Here is a 19,082-nt window from a genome sequence, read left to right on the forward strand (position 1 = left end):
AGAAACTATAAAGATAAAATAAAAGATGAAATTATTAGTAAATTTATTTATATATTGAATACATATCAGACTATAAATTGTATTAACATCAATACTCTCCCAGAAAAATATATTTTTTATTACAACAATGATAGAATTAGACAGAAATTAAGAAGACTAAGTCTTACTTAATACAGACTTAATGCAATCTATCATCTAAAAAATCGAGACTGATATATATCGGATCTCTACCAAATTATTATGAAGGAATAAAAATGTTTGAATTAAACCCAATTAGAACTCAACTTGCAGACCTAACCGAACGCACCCAAGTTATCAGGGGGTATCTTTGACTTTGATGTCAAAGTAGAGCGTTTAGAAGAAGTAAATGCAGAATTAGAGCAACCAGAGGTTTGGAATAATCCTGAAAAAGCCCAAGCCTTAGGGAAAGAGCGAGTCGCCTTAGAAGAAATTATCAACACAATCAAAGAATTAGAACAAGGTGTTGATGATATTGAAGGATTACTTGATCTTGCAGTTGAAATGGAAGACGAAGACACCTTCAATGAAGCAACACAAGAAGCGGATACATTAGAACAAAAATTAGCAAAATTAGAATTCCGTCGTATGTTTAGTGGCGAGAACGATCCGAACGATTGCTACATTGATTTACAAGCAGGTTCAGGTGGAACAGAAGCCCAAGACTGGACAGAAATGTTGCTCCGTATGTATCTACGTTGGGCAGAAAGCAAAGGCTTTAAAACTGAATTGATCGAAGTTTCAGACGGCGATGTGGCTGGCTTAAAATCGGCAACGGTTAAAGTATCTGGCGAATATGCTTTTGGTTGGTTGCGAACTGAAACAGGGATTCATCGCCTAGTACGTAAAAGCCCGTTTGACTCAAATAACCGCCGTCATACCTCATTTAGTGCGGCATTTATTTACCCTGAAATCAACGACAATATTGAGATTGACATCAACCCTGCCGATTTACGTATTGACGTTTATCGAGCATCAGGGGCGGGTGGTCAGCACGTCAATAAAACGGAATCGGCAGTGCGTATTACCCACTTACCGACAAACACAGTGGTGCAATGTCAAAACGGACGCTCACAGCACCAAAATAAAGACAGTGCAATGAAACAACTGCGTGCAAAATTATTTGAATTAGAAATGCAGAAACAAAATGCCGAAAAACAAGCCCTTGAAGAAAGTAAATCAGATATCGGTTGGGGCAGTCAAATTCGTTCTTATGTACTTGATGACAGCCGTATCAAAGATTTACGCACAGGCGTTGAAAATCGCAATACCCAAGCGGTGCTAGATGGCGATTTGGATCGCTTTATTGAAGCAAGTTTAAAGGCTGGGTTGTAAATGATTTATTTTACCGATCTAACCTTAAAACGTGGGCAAGCAGATCTTTTAGTACATTCTAATGCCGTTATTCATACAGGACAAAAAGTTGGTCTTGTCGGTAAAAATGGCTGTGGGAAATCGTCTTTATTGGGCTTGCTGAAAAATGAATTTACCCCAGAAGGTGGCGAGGCGAAATATCCAAATAGTTGGTCAATTTCTTGGGTAAATCAAGAAACGCCAGCCCTTGATATTTCTGCGTTGGATTATGTGATTTTAGGGGATCGTCAATATACCGAGCTGAACAAAGCCTTAGAGCAAGCAAATTTGGATAATGATGGGCATTTAATCGCAACCATTCACGCTCAATTAGATACCATTGATGCGTGGACAATTCAATCTCGTGCCGCAACCTTGTTAAATGGTTTAGGTTTTAGCACAGAACAACTTGATGAGCCAGTGAAAGCCTTTTCAGGTGGCTGGCGTATGCGTTTGAATTTAGCTCAGGCGTTACTTTGCCGCAGTGATTTATTGTTACTCGATGAACCGACTAACCATTTGGATTTAGATGCGGTCATTTGGTTAGAGCGTTGGCTGACGCAATATAAAGGTACGTTGATTTTGATTTCACACGATAGGGATTTTTTAGATCCAATTATCAATCGTGTGATCCATATTGAAAATCAGCAGTTACACGAATACACTGGAAATTACAGTTCTTTTGAAATTCAACGAGCAACTAAATTAGCCCAGCAAAATGCGGCGTATCAGCAGCAGCAACGTAAAGTCGAGCATTTGCAGAGCTTTATTGATCGCTTTAAAGCCAAAGCAACCAAAGCAAAACAGGCACAAAGTCGAATTAAAGCCCTAGAAAAAATGGAAATGATTGCACCAGCACATATCGATAGCCCATTTTCATTTGAATTCCGTCCGCCGTTATCTTTGCCTAGTCCATTGCTTTCAATGGAAAAAGTGAGTGCAGGATATGGCGATAAAACAATTTTAGAATCGGTAAAACTCAATTTAGTTCCGGGTTCTCGCATTGGTTTATTAGGACGTAATGGTGCAGGGAAATCAACCTTAATCAAATTACTTTCAGAAGAGCTACCACCTAAAACTGGGAAAATTAAGTTAGCAAAAGGCGTAAAACTAGGCTATTTTGCTCAGCATCAAGTAGATACCTTGCGTGTAGAAGAAAGTGCTTTGTGGCATTTGACCCATATTGCCCCAGAAAAAACGGAACAAGAATTGAGAAACTATTTAGGTGGATTTGATTTTCACGGTGATAAAGTCAAACAAGCGGTAAAAAGTTTTTCAGGAGGCGAAAAAGCCCGTTTGGTGTTAGCCTTAATTGTATGGCAACGCCCTAATTTATTATTACTCGATGAACCGACCAACCATTTGGATTTGGATATGCGACAAGCCTTGACCGAAGCCTTAACACAATATGAAGGCTCACTTGTGGTGGTATCGCACGATCGTCATTTATTGCGTAGTACCGTTGATGAATTTTATTTGGTGCATAACAAAAAAGTGGATGAATTTAAGGGCGATTTAGAGGATTATCAAAAATGGCTCAACGAACAAAATCAGCTTGAACTTGTAAAAAGATCCCAAAATCAGACCGCTTATACTGACACATCAAACAGTGCCATAAACCGTAAAGAACAAAAACGCCAAGAGGCAGAATTGCGTAAACAAACTGCTCCACTGCGTAAGAAAATTGAAAAACTTGAAAAAAGTTTAGAGAAACTGACCGCTACTCTCTCTCAGATTGAACAACAATTAAGTGATAGTTCACTTTATGAAACAGAAAATAAAACCAAACTAAATGAAGTATTGGCTCAACAAGTTAAAACCAAACAGCAACTTGAAGAGGTTGAAATGCAGTGGTTAGAGTGCCACGATGAGTTAGAAGTTCTACTCAATTAGTCTTTATAGTAAAAAATCCCAAAATTATTTTAAATAATGGGATTTTTTTACTTATTTAAAGAGAGTGTTATATGCTAGTTTAATTTATCCTCAAACATAGGCAAAATCAATTCTCGTATTTCTTTTGGCAATACAAATAATGGCTTATCATTACCTACTGCTAAAGCTTCAACAGAAGCATTTAATGCCTCAATTGCAGGTTGCATTTCTGGGTAAGTAGCGCTTGCTTCTCGCCATAATTCTGCCCATTTTCTAAAAGAAGAGTGCATTGTTTCATTGTTAATAAATATACGAATTGAAATAATCAATTCTGAGGCTAAATAAGAAAGAAAACAATATTTACCATATAGACTCAATAAAAATTCAATTTCTTTTTTCCAATAATTTGTACCGAGTTTAGAGATAGCACCTAAAATCCATTCATTTTTGACAAAATAATTTTCTGATTCTTTATCCATCTCTAAAAAAACCTTTTTAAGACTATTTCGAGCATTTTTTATATCTAATAGACTATAGTGTATTTTTGCTTTTAGAAATATTAGCCAATATTTAATATCTAAAGGAATATCTTTAAAATTTTCAATTTTATCTAAGTCGGATAAGCATAATGATATATTTTCTTGTTGTAAGTAAATTATACTTCTAAGTTGTAATGCTTTTATAATCCATTCATTAGATATATTTTTTGTTTTTATTAGTTGAGTTACATCATGTAATGCTTGTTTTTTATTACCATTTTCTAAATAAGCTACACTACGACCTAATAAAGCAATAGCTTTATGCTCTTCTTTTCCAATTATTTCTGAGTAAGAAAGTAATTCATCAAGATATTTAATAACTTTATTATAGTTTTTCTTATTATTGTTTAAATCACTGTAAATAGAAAATTCTAAATAATTTAAAATTTCTTTCTGTTCCAAGGCTGTTTGACAATATTCTTTTAATAAAAGATTACCTTTATCTCTATTTGCTAATAATTCTTTATCAGAAAACCATGCCCTAAATAGCGAAGCAATAATTTTTAAAGGTTTGCCATGATTGTTTTTAACTTCAAGAGATAGCCGTAATAAAGGTTCAGCAATTTCATAATAGGCTGCTCTTCCCCTTTTGTGAACAATAACATAGCCCATTCCTTTAAGTGTTTGCAATTGGCTTGCGACAGCTCGTTCATCAATAAATAATGCTTCTGCAATAACTTTAACTTGAATGGCGCCGTTTAACTCACAAAGTTTTTGAATAATAGCTCCTTGTTGAGGGGATAATGAGCGAATTCGTTCTTGAAAATAAGGGGTTAGATGATCGGCTAGTTGTGTAATCGCATCAACAAAATTATCTAATGAAGCTTTAGTTAAAAAGTTAGCCAGCTCAATATATAGCCGATGATTGCCCCCTGCTAAATAATGCAAAGCACGAATACGGTAGTTTCCTTGTGAAGAGTTAAGAAAATCAACTAATTCATCATCTTGGTTTAATTTAGCTATATTACTAATAAGTTGTGATGCTTCTTTCACACTGAGTGAGTTTAGATGATGAATATCGAAAAATCCCCAAAATGCAGAATTGCGTGATGACACACCATCAAACAGTTTTTGTGAAGTCCCCAGTAGACTAATATGATTATTTTCTTGTAAATAGGCACGTAAACGTTTTTGCCCTAAGTCCTTTAATCCATAAAAAACATCACTCATATTTTCTTTAACAATCAATAAGGTAGTATGACCTGCTTGTTTTTTAATATCTTCTAAAATGATATTGGCGACTTCATCAGGATTTTTTCCCTTTGCTTCTTCCAAACATTTATTATTAAAGCGTATTGGATATGTTGATGCCATTTTATTAATAATAGCTAAAGCAAAGCTGGTTAAACTCATAATAACATCATCTTCACCCAACCAAATAACCACTAAATCATCTAAATTTTTACTTACTTTTAAGCGGTTAATAATCATCGTGATTAAATGGGTTTTACCACTGCCTCTAGCACCAACAAATAGCAAATGATTTTTTTTATCCGTCAATAAGCTTTCCTCTATCCAACCAACTGATTTTTCTAATAATTTATGGCGTTGTACAAATATAAATTCTAACGTTTCAGGACTCATATTACTTGGCGTATAAGCTGATAAGTGTTTACTCTTTATCATAAATTTATCCTTCTAATCCTTCTGCTTCAATCCACCAATTTCTAATCATAGAAAAGGCAAATTGATAACCTTTATCTGTTTTAATTAAGTAGTGATCTTCTGTGAGTAATCTAAGTAATTCAATAATTTCATCTCGATGTTCAAATGAGAATGCATAATCTAGTTTAAGCTGAGAAAAACACTCATCAATACTGGTATTTTCATTTACGGCAATATGATTTAATAATGATTTTGCCAAAGTATGCTTAAGCGTTCTCTTGCCATTGACATCTGCTATTTCACCTAAGTAATAATCTTTTAAACGTGCACGAAAGTGTTCCAAATTTAAATTACTACTATGGTTACGTAATAATTGTCGTAATTGTATTTCAATATTGTGTATAGAGGGTATTTCTTCTAAAAACTTGATCATTTTCTCAATATAATAAGGAACATTATCACAAAATTGGCAAATTTCTCGTAGCAAGTTATCATCAATTTCAGGTGCTAGTTTTTCTACCTCAATAAAGCGATAACGAGCCATTTCAATAGCATCAGTATCTGAAATAGGACATAGTTTTTCAATATGTAAATCATTAATACTTTGTATTGGCGCATTGGTTTTAACTTTTGAAAGTACGTGATGTATACCAATAGAACCCGTATATATCATACGTAAGTTTTTATTTTCCTGTCTTAATTCTCTCAGCGTATCTAAAATATCTACGCTAAAATTAGTGTCTGAGTTTTGTTCTTTTATATTATTCAACATATAAGGAATTTCATCCCATAAAAATAGAATTTTTTTATCAGGATTATTGTTACATATCTCAGTAATAATGCTTTTTAATTCTTTTTTCCATTGCATTTCTTTGCTGTTAGGGATTTTAATAACATTGGAGATTTCTACACCATCAAATAATCTTCTCAAGTTAGAGAAATAACTTATAACTTGCCCTTTTAAACATCGATGATCTTTAATTTTTTGTAGAATATCTTCTACAAATTCTACTGGAGTACTCACCCCCTCTAAATCACTAAAAATCACAATATAATCATTTCTACTCTCATCTCTTAACTGTTTTAAAACTTCTGTTTTTCCTATTCGACGTTCTGCTGTAAGTAAGATAGAATTTTCTTCTAAAATGTGCCAAATATGTTTAATAAATGTTTTTCTACCAAATATTTTCATTACTTTCTTCTCAACCACAAAATACAATAATATTATTGTACAATGTTTGCATTGTATTTCAAGAGGAATTTACAAATAACAAAAGTGGGTAAAAAATTCTCTACACTACATAAGATAAAGTAAGAAAATACTCTCAAAAATTATTAGAGCATATTTATCTTTTGAGTATAAAATACAGAACATAGAGAAATAGTTGAAGGAATTTTATCTTAATAGGAGACTTAAGAATTAAATATAATCCCCTATTTCTTCCTTTATCAATTTTATTATTATTTTCTTTTACAAAATTTTACACTTTCAGTCAAAAAAATGGTAAATTTATACTGTTTTTCTAAAACATTTAGAATGGTTAATTACTAGTCATTTTTTTATTATTATAAGGAGTCTTTATGCTTATTGGTGTACCAAAGGAGCTGTTAAGCGGTGAAAATCGTGTAGCAGCAACGCCTAAAACCGTTGCACAGATCCTAAAACTTGGTTTTGAAGTTATCGTTGAACACGGTGCTGGCTTTAAAGCAAGTTTTGATGACAAAGCATTTGTAGAAGCAGGTGCGTCTGTCGGTGATCAAAAAACAGTATGGAATGCGGATATTATCTTTAAAGTAAACGCACCTACTGACGAGGAAATTGCGTTGATGAAAGAAGGGGCAACCCTTGTTAGCTTTATTTGGACTGCTCAAAATGAAGAGCTAATGAAAAAACTTTCTTCTAAAAAAATTAATGTTCTGGCAATGGATAGTGTGCCTCGTATTTCCCGTGCTCAAGCCTTAGATGCGTTAAGCTCAATGGCAAACATTGCGGGTTATCGTGCAGTGGTTGAAGCCGCTCACGAATTTGGTAGCTTATTCACTGGTCAAATTACTGCTGCGGGTAAAGTGCCACCTGCGAAAGTATTGGTTATCGGTGCTGGTGTTGCTGGTCTTGCAGCCATTGGTGCAGCAAGTAGCTTAGGGGCAATCGTTCGTGCTTTTGATTCTCGTCCTGAAACCAAAGAACAAGTTGAAAGTATGGGCGCTTCTTTCCTTGAAATTGATGTAGAAACAGAAGTCAGTTCTGACGGTTATGCAAAAGTAATGTCTGAAGAATTCAATAGAAAATCTTTAGAACTTTATGCTGAGCAAGCAAAAGAAGTCGATATTATTATCACAACAGCGTTAATTCCAGGTCGCCCTGCTCCTCGCTTAATCACAAAAGAAATGGTGGATTCAATGAAACCAGGTTCTGTGATTGTAGATTTAGCCGCAGCAACAGGCGGTAACTGTGAATATTCAAAAGCTGATGAAGTGGTTATCACAGATAATCAAGTAAAAGTGATTGGTTATACTGATTTACCGGGTCGTTTACCAACCCAATCCTCACAACTTTACGGAACAAACTTAGTTAATTTATTAAAACTACTTTGTAAAGAAAAAGATGGCAATATCAACATTGATTTTGATGATGTGGTTCAACGTGGTGTCACTGTTGTTCGTGATGGCGAAATCACGTGGCCAGCACCACCAATCAAAGTTTCTGCTCAACCACAACAAAAAGCAAAAGAACCGGTTGCGAAAAAAGAAGAGAAACCAAAAGATCCTCGTATCAAATATGGTGTAATGGCGGCTGCTGGAGTTGCATTCTTAGGCTTAGCCTCTGTTGCTCCACAAGAATTTTTATCCCATTTTTCTGTGTTCGTGTTAGCTTGTGTTGTAGGTTATTATGTGGTTTGGAATGTCAGCCACGCATTGCACACACCATTAATGGCAGTAACCAATGCAATTTCAGGTATCATCATTGTAGGGGCATTATTGCAGATCGCACAAGGTGGTATATTTATTAGTGTCGTTGCATTTATTGCAATTTTAGTCGCAAGTATCAATATTTTTGGTGGCTTTAAAGTTACCCAACGTATGCTTGCAATGTTCAGAAAAGGTTAAGGAGAAAACGATATGTCTTTAGGTTTTGTACAAGCTGCTTATATTATATCGGCTCTACTTTTCATTATGAGTTTAGCAGGGCTTTCTAAACACGAAACAGCCAAAGCAGGTTGTTGGTATGGTATCGTGGGTATGGGAATTGCATTATTTGTGACTATCTTTGGTCCACAATCACAAGGTGTATTCTGGATTATTATTGCAATGGTTATCGGTGGTGCATTAGGTATCCGCCAAGCATTAAAAGTTGAAATGACGGAAATGCCAGAATTGGTTGCAATCTTACATAGTTTTGTTGGTCTAGCCGCAGTATTAGTGGGCTATAACAGCTACGGTTTACACGAAGCATCAAGCCCTATTTTAGAAAATATTCATAATGTTGAAGTATTCTTAGGTATCTTCATCGGTGCGGTAACTTTCACAGGTTCATTAGTTGCATTTGGTAAATTAAACGGTAAATTAAATTCAAAAGCATTAACTTTACCACATCGCCACAAACTAAACTTAGCTGCACTTGTTGTTTCAGCATTATTGATGATCGCTTTCATTAAACACCCTGAAAACTTATTCCCTGTGTTATTGATGACCGCTATCGCACTTGCTTTCGGCTGGCACTTAGTAGCATCAATCGGTGGTGCAGATATGCCAGTGGTTGTATCAATGCTAAACTCTTACTCTGGTTGGGCAGCGGCGGCAGCAGGCTTTATGCTAAACAACGACTTACTTATCATCACTGGTGCATTAGTAGGGTCATCAGGTGCGATCCTTTCTTACATTATGTGTAAAGCAATGAACCGCTCATTTATCAGCGTAATCGCAGGTGGATTTGGTAACGATGTTCAAGTTTCATCTGATGAAGAACAAGGCGAACACCGTGAAACTACCGCAGAAGAAGTAGCTGAAATGCTTAAAAATGCAAGCTCTGTGGTTATCACTCCGGGATACGGAATGGCAGTTGCACAAGCACAATATCCAGTTGCAGATTTAACGCAACGTTTACGTGATTTAGGCGTTGAAGTACGCTTTGCAATCCACCCAGTTGCTGGTCGTTTGCCGGGTCATATGAACGTGTTATTAGCAGAGGCAAAAGTGCCTTATGATATCGTACTTGAAATGGACGAAATCAACGATGACTTATCTTCAACAGAAGTGGTATTAGTTATCGGTGCAAACGATACAGTAAACCCAGCGGCAATGGAAGATCCAAACAGTCCAATCGCTGGAATGCCTGTGTTAGAAGTGTGGAATGCGTCAAATGTTATTGTATTTAAACGCTCAATGGCAGTAGGCTATGCAGGGGTTCAAAACCCATTATTCTTTAAAGATAACACACAAATGTTATTCGGCGATGCGAAAGATCGTGTTGATGACATTTTAAAAGCGTTATAATCAAAGAGTTTTAAAGTAAAATGAAATGCCGTTATTGGAAGATAGCGGCATTTTTTATCTTGATTAGACTCTGTACAGTACACCCCCTTATCCTTACCTTTCTCCACAAGTAGTATAATTTTCTAATATTTTGCAAATTTTCAAATAAATCTATCCGCTATCTACACTATAAAAAATGCCCTCATCAATTGAAAAGGGCATTTACCTACTTTAGGTCAAAAGAATATCTCTATTCTCTGTATTCAACTACCACTGATATCCAGCTCCTAAAGTTGCACCAACACCCCCACTCGAATTTGAATTTACAGAGCCTTTGATAATCCATTTACCATTATCTGAAATAGTTGAAATACCAACAGCAAGACCTGTTGCGCCTTTGTAAGTTGAACCTGCAGCAGAAACCATGCTGTGACCTGGTAAGTAAGCTTGTGGCAAGCCTGCTGCTGCCATTGCACTTGAAATACCTTCATTAGCACGTTTTTCAACATTACCTACTTTATTGGCGATATTTGTTACCTCATCTTTCACCTCATTTAGCTGAGAGACATTCACTGCATCCGTTGGTGCTACACCTGCTGCGATATTATGGATTTGGTTACCACCCATATTAATATCAACTTTCACACCATCTTTAATTGTTAATGCGTTATTAGAAATGGTAATAGTGCCCTTTCCATCCTTATCAACATCGCCAATAGTAACTTGTTTAAATTCAACTTTTTGAGCCGTTGAAATAACTAATGTTTCCTTATTACTACTATCTTTTACTTTTTTAGCATTGATATTCTTACCTAAATTAATATTTAAAGAACCATCATTAGGAGTAAGAGTACCACTCTCTCCAATCTTAATTTCATTATCCATAATTTCAGTAGCATCATTTTCGGTATCAGATAATTTAAGCTTAACTATTCCAGTGGCTCCAGTGGTTCCTGTTGTTCCAGTGGTTCCTGTGGTTCCAGTGGCTCCTGTTGCTCCAGTCGTTCCTGTTGCTCCAGTGGCTCCTGTTGGTCCAGTGGTTCCTGTCGGTCCCGTTGCTCCTGTTGGTCCAGTGGCTCCTGTTGGTCCAGTTGCTCCCGTTGCTCCAGTGGTTCCCGTTGGTCCAGTGGTTCCCGTTGCTCCCGTTGCTCCAGTGGTTCCCGTTGGTCCAGTGGCTCCTGTTGGTCCAGTGGCTCCTGTCGGTCCCGTTGTTCCCGTTGCTCCTGTTGGTCCAGTTGCTCCAGTGGTTCCCGTTGGTCCAGTTGCTCCCGTTGCTCCAGTGGCTCCTGTTGGTCCAGTGGCTCCTGTCGGTCCCGTTGTTCCCGTTGCTCCTGTTGGTCCAGTGGCTCCTGTCGGTCCCGTTGTTCCCGTTGCTCCTGTTGGTCCAGTGGCTCCTGTTGGTCCAGTGGTTCCCGTTGGTCCAGTTGCTCCTGTTGGTCCAGTGGCTCCCGTTTCTCCTGTCGGTCCCGTTGCTCCTGTTGGTCCAGTGGCTCCTGTTGGTCCAGTGGTTCCCGTTGGTCCAGTTGCTCCTGTCGGTCCCGTTGCTCCTGTCGCTCCAGTGGCTCCAGTGGCTCCTGTTGGTCCTGTTGGTCCTGTTGGTCCAGTGGTTCCTGTTGGTCCAGTTGCTCCTGTTGGTCCAGTGGCTCCCGTTGCTCCCGTTGCTCCAGTTGCTCCAGTTGCTCCAGTGGTTCCCGTTGGTCCAGTGGCTCCAGTGGCTCCTGTTGGTCCTGTTGGTCCAGTGGTTCCTGTTGGTCCAGTTGCTCCTGTTGGTCCAGTGGCTCCCGTTGCTCCTGTTGGTCCAGTGGTTCCCGTTGGTCCAGTTGCTCCAGTGGTTCCCGTTGGTCCAGTGGCTCCTGTTGGTCCAGTGGCTCCCGTTGCTCCCGTTGCTCCAGTTGCTCCAGTTGCTCCAGTGGTTCCCGTTGGTCCAGTGGCTCCTGTTGGTCCTGTTGGTCCAGTGGTTCCTGTTGGTCCAGTTGCTCCTGTTGGTCCAGTGGCTCCCGTTGGTCCAGTTGCTCCCGTTGCTCCAGTGGCTCCTGTTGGTCCAGTGGCTCCTGTTGGTCCAGTGGCTCCCGTTGCTCCAGTGGCTCCTGTTGGTCCAGTGGCTCCTGTCGGTCCCGTTGTTCCCGTTGCTCCTGTTGGTCCAGTTGCTCCTGTTGGTCCAGTGGCTCCCGTTTCTCCTGTCGGTCCCGTTGCTCCTGTTGGTCCAGTTGCTCCTGTCGGTCCCGTTGCTCCTGTCGCTCCAGTGGCTCCCGTTTCTCCTGTCGGTCCCGTTGCTCCTGTTGCTCCCGTTGCTCCTGTTGGTCCAGTTGCTCCTGCTGGTCCTGTTGGTCCTTTAAAGTCAGGATCATTCTTCAAGGCTTCTTTATCTAAAGTAATTAATGCAACGTCTTTACCATCTTTTTCTTGTTTTTGAACTTTTAAGCCATCTCCAAAATCAAAAGCGAGTTTGGTTAGATCAAAATCATCATCACCACCAACCTTGCTTCCTTGAGTATAACCACTGTCTGATTTGAATCCACCATTAAAGAATGGGATTCTCGCAATTTGGAATAACTGTGAACCATTAATCGCATCTGTTGACGTTTCTGAAATTAAACCAGCAGCAACATTCTGAATTCTTCTTTCTTTGCCCTCAGAACCCACTGAAACTATTCCATCAGCTACTTTTCCAGCAAATTTGGCATTATAACCAGCCATAGTTGAAAGGTATTCCCCATTACCAACCGTTGCATTTATATTTGCTTCTGTGGTGTTTGCTCCCAAGTAAATAGAGTTATCGATATTCGCTTTAACATCATTACCAAATACAAATATATCCTTAGCTGATTCTTTTATGCTTCCACCGTCAGTTTTTTTATTAAATCCTAATATAATATTTCTTTCAGCTAAGTTTTCAATAACATTACTAGTTGTATCTGCAAGAATTCCAACCAAATTATGATTGTTTCCCATAACTATATTTTTAAATCCATTCTTAACATTATTATTTGATCCTTGTATATTAGTATGACTTACATTCTTTCCTACATTCTCATACCCTTGAATATTATTGAACGCACTGAAAATCGACCCATTTTCAGTAGCCTCTGCTAATGCAGTATTTTCAGAAGTTAGCGCTGAATTTGATGCGACTCCATTTCCTAATAATTCATTTCCAACTCCCACCACATTAGAAAAAACTGAATAATCTACTTTATTTGCACCTCCAATTACTCCAACTGAACCTAATCTATTTTTTTGCCCATATTTTCTAAAAGTATCAGCCAACTCTTTCACTGAATTTAGGCTTCCACTAGAATTCATAAAGTTTCCATCTAAACTCAGTTTAAATTGCATAGGTAAATTTGTTATTTTAGAATCAAAGACTAATCTTGCTTCAGGAGTTAAATATGAATGATCAACTTCATTTGCACTTCCAACTATAATCACTCCATTCGATTTTCCTGTTCTATTTGCTACACCAAAAACCGTTGAATTTAATCCTGAATACATCAGACCTGTCGCTGGATTTCCATTTCCTGTCATTCCAAAAGCATTTTCTATCACACCCTTAGCAAAAGAACTTTTCCATCCTCCAGAACCTCCAGATAATTTTAGGGCTGCCATATTGGCATCTACCTCTTCAGCAGCCTCTATACTATTAAATGTTCCATTTACTGTAGCACCTAAACCTTGAACAGCAGCTCCTGCATTTCGAAGTACATTTGCTCCTACAAACAATGGTGATTTAAATGAATTAACATTATAGCCCGCTAACCTTGCAATGCTTCTAATACTTTCTAAACCTTTCTTAATTTTATCAGGTACCTCATCAAAACTTTGGTATTTATTTGATGAAGCTTTTGAAATTACATTATAAGCACCTGTTATACTTGCAAAATTTCCACTATTTATAGAATTATCTCCAACTGTTGTTGCACCAACAGCTGCTGTACGATTCCAAGTGTCTCCATTCCATTGATTTCCATTGGCTTGAGTTAAATCGCCAATATCTCCTTTATAATCTCTATTTCCTATATCAATTGTTCCAATTCTTGCATGAGTTTTTTGTCCTATTGCTATTCCACCAGACATTTCACTTGGATCACGTCCAAATTTAATTACAGATTCATGATTTGCAGTGGCCATTTGATGAGATTGAGCTCCCCACCCAATCGCAATTCCACCTTTTCCAGGATCTCCTTGAGCACTATTAACACTCGCTCCATAACCAATCGCAACTGCATTATCTACACTTGCATTTGCGTTCTTACCTGCTGCAAGTGAAGCTATTCCTTTTGCTCCACCAACACCATTTACAACATCGAAATTGCTATCATTCCCTGGTTGCCATTGTCCTGTTGTGTTAGTGTGGAAGTAATTTTTAGCTATTTCGTCTGAGACTTTAATTTTTCCATTCTTTATTTTTAATGTCTTATCATCTATATTTACCGTTAATACTTCCTTACCATCCTCATCATTCTTTTTTACTAATGTAATACCATCTGCTGTTACTACTAATTTTTCTAATTTCGTAACTCGATCGATTAAGGCTGTGAGATCCGAATTCTCTTCTGCCATTGCTTGTGAATGAATTCCAAATACCATTGAAATAAGCAATGCTATTTTGGTAAATTTTGGTAAAAATGTACCCGCTTGCTGTTCTGAAGACAGGGGACGGAAGACAAAAGACTGCGTTTGTGATTTTTTAGCACCTTTGGCTAGCTCTGATACAACGGTAAAAGTTTGTGTGCTTTGGTTGAAGATGATTTTGTAGACTTTGTTCATAGTATCCTGCTTAATAGATACTCTCTCCTTGAGTTTAATGCTTTTGTAAAGTCCATTTACAGGCAATGTTAATTTTTTGTTTGAATTAGTTTATTTTCGCAAAAAAAAAAAAAAAAAAAACCAGCAATATTTTTAGTGAAGTGATTAGTGATTAGTGATTAGTGATTAGTGATTAGTGATTAGTGATTAGTGATTAGTGATTAGTGATTAGTGATTAGTGATTAGTGATTAGTGATTAGTGATTAGTGATTAGTGATTAGTGATTAGTGATTAGTGATTAGTGATTAGTGATTAGTGATTAGTGATTAGTGATTAGTGATTAGTGATTAGTGATTAGTGATTAGTGATTAGTGATTAGTGATTAGTGATTAGTGATTATTATACCATAAAAAACAATAAGTTACTCTATTGTTTTTTGATATTTTATCTATTTTTAATATGACTAGATGGCTGAAAACATTAACGTTCAACTGATTAAATTTTATCCTTCTTCATAAAGATAAAGAAGGATAGGAGGATAATTACCCGAGTAACGTTTCTAAATATTTTAATGTTTCTTGTGCTTTAACATTGTGATTATTTTTAAGGTATTCTTGTAAAATAATCACTATTTTCTCAACATTTTGAACAGTATCTGTTGCAGCAAATTCTTTATAAAAACGTAAATTATTAATGGTTGTTTCAAGAACAATAAAATTTGGATCATTTAAAAGAACATGCTTACAACAATCGTAACCTAATTGAAAATTATCCACATAATAACTACAAATGGATAATTCGTAGAATATCCAGAATTGATAGACTCGGCGTTGAACAAATAAAATATCTTGTTCTGGATAAGGGATTGATCTTGCAATTAAGCATAATTGATATGCCAATCGGTAATTTTCTTGAATACGTAATAATCTTACTGCATTATATAAACATTCCATTCGAGATGGATCGTAGTCATAACCCATTAGCCAAGTATGCAGGGCTTCTTCTGGACGTTGCAATTTTTCATAACATATACCTAGGTTTTCATAAGTACAAGTTACCTCTTCTCGCCAGCCACCGTCTTGAATACGTTTTTTATACCATTTAGCTGCATTTTCATAATCTTCAATATCTCGATAAGAGTTAGCTAGATAAAATTTATAACGTGGGTTATCTGGTTCTTCAATTAGTGCATTTTCTAATAGTACTATATCTCTTTCAAATTTATCCTGTTTATAACCCCCATCTTGTAAATCAAGAATAGAAATAGTACTTATTTTTCCCCTGTTAATATCGATATCACAAGACAAGTATTCGTGTGTCACTCCTATATATTCCCAATTTAAATTTCCTTTGATTAGATAAGGAACAGAATAATCATTTGTCCCAATATAGGAAATCAAGTAAGCGTCAGTTTTTAACACACTTGAATCAAAATCATCTGAGAAGAGAATTTGTTCATCTGCATCACAAAGTAATAGATAATCTGCCTTATTCTTTGCTAAGGCTAAACTTTGAGTACGGTTAACACCAAAATTAACCCATTGTTGTTGATGCAACTCCCCCGGAACCTGTTGTAGTGTTTCTTTAATAATTTCCATTGTATTATCATCTGACCCTGTATCGACAATAACCCAATAATCAATTTTGTCTTTTACTCTATCTAAACAGCGTTTTATTACTTTGGATTCATTTCGTACAATCATTACTAAGCATAATGTTTTTGAATCTAAGTCCATAAAAAACTCCTCAATTTCAAATTAATGAAAATCTATAATTATTCGTTGTTGTGTAATTGTTGCTCAGTTCATTATAATTATAATAACGTGAAATTCTATTTTGCTCAAATATTTTGCGGGGGAAGGGAGCGAAATAACGAACGTCAAGTATGATTTTATCCTGTTGATAAATTTAAAAAATCCAACCCGCAAGAAAAGTGATAAATGCTAAATACGATTTTATTCTAAACAAGCAATAAGATTTTAACAAAAAATATAAAATGTTGAAAAATACAGCAAAATCATAGCAAGAGATAAAATTTCTACTTGCAAGGAAAATTTGAAACAGCTATTATACGCAAGGTTTTATAGGTTCTGTAACAAAGGGTTACAGAATTTTATTTTTATAATAGAATTTTGAGAAAAAATAATGATTAATATTTTGACAATTGTATATTTAGTGGTTGCGGTTATCCTAATCGGATTTATTTTAATGCAACAAGGTAAAGGGGCTGATGCTGGAGCTTCATTTGGTGCTGGTGCGTCAGGTACTGTTTTTGGTTCTGCAGGTTCAGCTAATTTTTTATCAAGAACAACTGCACTATTGACCATTGTTTTTTTTGGAATTAGCCTAGTCATTGGTAATTTAAACTCTCATAGTACAAAATCAAAAAGTCAATTTGAAGATTTAAGTAATGTTCAACAGAAAGTTGAACCTCAAATTGTGTTACCTGTGCAAGATAAAAATAACGATATTCCTCAATAATATTTTGATCAATAAATTTACGCTCTGGTGGTGGAATTGGTAGACACGCTATCTTGAGGGGGTAGTGTCCGTAGGACGTGCGAGTTCAAGTCTCGCTCAGAGCACCATAATTTATTGCGTATACTTCTTTTTACTTCCGCATACTTACTCGAAAACCCTGATAGCACTTACGCTTTCAGGGTTATTTTTTCCCCTTTCTTCCGTATATTTCCACAGAAATCCGTTTACTTCCTTGAGTTTTAGGAGTACATTTAGTAGTATAATACTTAATACTACTAAAAATTTAATTTTTATCACAAAATTGTACTACTAAAATTATGGCAAAAATAGTTAGACCTCTTACAAACACAGAAGTAGATAAGGCAAAAGCGAAAGAAAAAGACTACCGGCTAACCGACGGTAAAGGGCTTTATTTATTAGTGAAATCGAATAAAAGTAAATTATGGCGATTTAATTACTATCGTCCTTTTGCAAAAAATAGGAATGACTTAAGTTTGGGTCGATACCCTGACGTTAGTCTTGCTCAAGCAAGAGAGTTAAGACAAGAGTATTTATCTTTACTTGCTCAAAATATCGATCCACAAGTTCACAGACAAAAAATAGAACGTGAGACATTAGAAAAGCAAGATAACACTTTTTTTAAAATAGCTTGTAAATGGAAAGTTAAAAAGCAGACAGAAGTAGCTCAATCTACGTTAATTAAGAATTGGCAACGTTTAGAAAATCACATTTTTCCTAAGATGGGTCATTACCCAGTTTCTGAAATCACGCCTCAACTTGTAATTAAAACAATTGAGCCGTTAAATAAACAAGGAAAAACTGATACAGTAAAAAAATTATCAAGATTAGTGAATGAAGTAATTGATTTTGCAGTTAATTCAGGCATATTAGAATTTAATAAATGTACTAAGGTTGGTAGTACATTTATGAGAAAGTCTGTAATAAACAATCCTAGTATTAGACCTGAAGATTTACCTGAGTTTTTAACCGCTTTACGAAATAGCAATATTTCGCTAGTAACAAAAAAACTGATTCAGTGGCAATTATTGACTATGGTAAGACCCAAAGAAGCTGCAAATGCTGAATGGATTGAAATTGATTTTGAGAGCAAGCTGTGGAATATCCCAGCTCAGAAGATGAAAGGTGGTAAAAAAGCACACACAGTACCGCTTTCTACTCAAGCGTTAGCTATTTTAGAAGTGATGAAAGAATTGACGGGGAACAGCAAATATATTTTTGCTAGTTTTAGAAATCCCACTAAGCCACTAAACCCACAAACGGCTAACCGCTCAATAGGTTTAATTGGCTACAGTGGTAAATTGACATCGCACGGCTTAAGAAGTATTGCTAGCACTTACTTAAATGAGCAATTTTTAGAACAATATGATGCTATAGAAGCGTGTTTATCACACGGTATAAAAAATGCAGTTAGAAAAGCCTATAACCGTTCTAATTATTTAGAACAGCGTAAGAATTTAATGCAAAAATGGGGTGATTATGTTGAAAATTGCTCAAAGGGTTTATAATTAAGCATTAATGTGGTTTTGCACATCTGTTAAACGCCAGCGTACGTTTCTAGTGCTATATTTTTTAGGCTTTGGAAATTTACCTTGATCCATATATTTGTATATTGTGGATGAAGAAAATCCTGTCATAGCAACTACTTCATCAAGTGTGAGTAGTTGTTTTTGAATAGTATTTTGTTGTTCCATTTTTTTACTCCTTTTCTAAACTGCCACCCAATATTGCATAACCCGCAATATCTCGCCAGTTATCTTCATAATCAGGATCGCCCATTGAAATACGTGCGAGTTTTACGCAAATCATCTCTAGAGCCTCTCGTTGTACATCAGTAAGTTTCTTTCGGTTCCCTGCGTGTATCACTATGCCCTTTAATAGCTGCGATACTTGTGCTACGTCTTCAAAATCGCCATAGGTTTCACCGCGTTTTTCCAGGGTTTCTTGTATAATGTTATTTTCCATTTTTTGATTTCT

The 19,082-nt window shown here is 36.4% G+C and carries 12 protein-coding genes and 1 tRNA gene; 7 read left to right on the forward strand and 6 right to left on the reverse strand.

The genetic code is table 11. The features are described 5' to 3' along the window. The first annotated feature begins 254 nt into the window (after positions 1–254). Together prfB and KGI96_RS04390 are read left to right on the forward strand one after the other, a co-directional pair. A protein-coding gene (prfB, locus tag KGI96_RS04385; protein ID WP_211598227.1) for a peptide chain release factor 2 occupies positions 255–1,353 on the forward strand; the annotation gives its coding sequence in 2 pieces (ribosomal slippage) (positions 255–329 and positions 331–1,353; 1,098 coding nt in all). After that, positions 1,354–3,264: an ABC transporter ATP-binding protein gene (locus KGI96_RS04390; RefSeq protein ID WP_211598229.1), complete on the forward strand. Its 1,911-nt coding sequence runs from the start codon at positions 1,354–1,356 to the stop codon at positions 3,262–3,264. Positions 3,265–3,338: 74 nt separating this feature from the next. On the opposite strand, the gene KGI96_RS04395 is transcribed toward KGI96_RS04390, so the two are convergent. Both KGI96_RS04395 and KGI96_RS04400 read right to left on the reverse strand, forming a co-directional pair. Then, complete coding sequence (locus KGI96_RS04395) at positions 3,339–5,408, reverse strand: hypothetical protein (RefSeq protein ID WP_211598232.1); 2,070 nt, start codon at positions 5,406–5,408, stop codon at positions 3,339–3,341. 4 nt (positions 5,409–5,412) lie between these two features. Further along, positions 5,413–6,579, reverse strand: coding sequence for an AAA family ATPase (locus KGI96_RS04400; RefSeq protein WP_211598235.1), 1,167 nt, complete (start codon positions 6,577–6,579; stop codon positions 5,413–5,415). Between the two features lie 389 nt (positions 6,580–6,968). Here KGI96_RS04400 and pntA point away from each other — a divergent pair, with 389 nt between their 5' ends. Both pntA and pntB read left to right on the forward strand, forming a co-directional pair. Then, entirely contained in the window at positions 6,969–8,495 is a 1,527-nt protein-coding gene (gene pntA / locus KGI96_RS04405; RefSeq protein WP_211598238.1) for a Re/Si-specific NAD(P)(+) transhydrogenase subunit alpha, read from the forward strand. 12 nt (positions 8,496–8,507) lie between these two features. Beyond that, positions 8,508–9,881 (forward strand): Re/Si-specific NAD(P)(+) transhydrogenase subunit beta, encoded by a 1,374-nt coding sequence (pntB, locus tag KGI96_RS04410; protein ID WP_211598240.1) that lies wholly within the window; start codon positions 8,508–8,510, stop codon positions 9,879–9,881. Between the two features lie 246 nt (positions 9,882–10,127). Here pntB and KGI96_RS04415 read toward each other — a convergent pair whose 3' ends face one another. Both KGI96_RS04415 and KGI96_RS04420 read right to left on the reverse strand, forming a co-directional pair. Next, on the reverse strand, positions 10,128–14,627 hold the full coding sequence (locus KGI96_RS04415) for an ESPR-type extended signal peptide-containing protein (RefSeq protein ID WP_213156566.1): 4,500 nt from the start codon (positions 14,625–14,627) through the stop codon (positions 10,128–10,130). Between the two features lie 521 nt (positions 14,628–15,148). Beyond that, positions 15,149–16,342, reverse strand: a complete 1,194-nt coding sequence (locus tag KGI96_RS04420; RefSeq protein WP_211598861.1) for a glycosyltransferase — start codon at positions 16,340–16,342, stop codon at positions 15,149–15,151. 409 nt (positions 16,343–16,751) lie between these two features. Here KGI96_RS04420 and secG point away from each other — a divergent pair, with 409 nt between their 5' ends. From secG to KGI96_RS04435, 3 genes are all read left to right on the forward strand, one after another. Further along, entirely contained in the window at positions 16,752–17,087 is a 336-nt protein-coding gene (secG, locus tag KGI96_RS04425; RefSeq protein WP_211598863.1) for a preprotein translocase subunit SecG, read from the forward strand. 21 nt (positions 17,088–17,108) lie between these two features. Next, positions 17,109–17,194, forward strand: a tRNA-Leu gene (locus KGI96_RS04430). A gap of 210 nt (positions 17,195–17,404) precedes the next feature. Further along, positions 17,405–18,613 (forward strand): integrase arm-type DNA-binding domain-containing protein, encoded by a 1,209-nt coding sequence (locus KGI96_RS04435; RefSeq protein ID WP_211598865.1) that lies wholly within the window; start codon positions 17,405–17,407, stop codon positions 18,611–18,613. Here the strand turns inward: KGI96_RS04435 and KGI96_RS04440 are convergent, their stop codons facing one another. Together KGI96_RS04440 and KGI96_RS04445 are read right to left on the reverse strand one after the other, a co-directional pair. Then, on the reverse strand, positions 18,614–18,799 hold the full coding sequence (locus KGI96_RS04440; protein WP_090921925.1) for a helix-turn-helix transcriptional regulator: 186 nt from the start codon (positions 18,797–18,799) through the stop codon (positions 18,614–18,616). A 4-nt stretch (positions 18,800–18,803) separates the two neighbouring features. Next, positions 18,804–19,070, reverse strand: a complete 267-nt coding sequence (locus KGI96_RS04445; RefSeq protein WP_211598867.1) for a DUF6378 domain-containing protein — start codon at positions 19,068–19,070, stop codon at positions 18,804–18,806. Between the last annotated feature and the right edge of the window lie 12 nt (positions 19,071–19,082).

This window comes from Phocoenobacter atlanticus subsp. cyclopteri, from assembly GCF_018343795.1.
Classification (GTDB): Bacteria; Pseudomonadota; Gammaproteobacteria; order Enterobacterales; family Pasteurellaceae; genus Phocoenobacter; species Phocoenobacter atlanticus.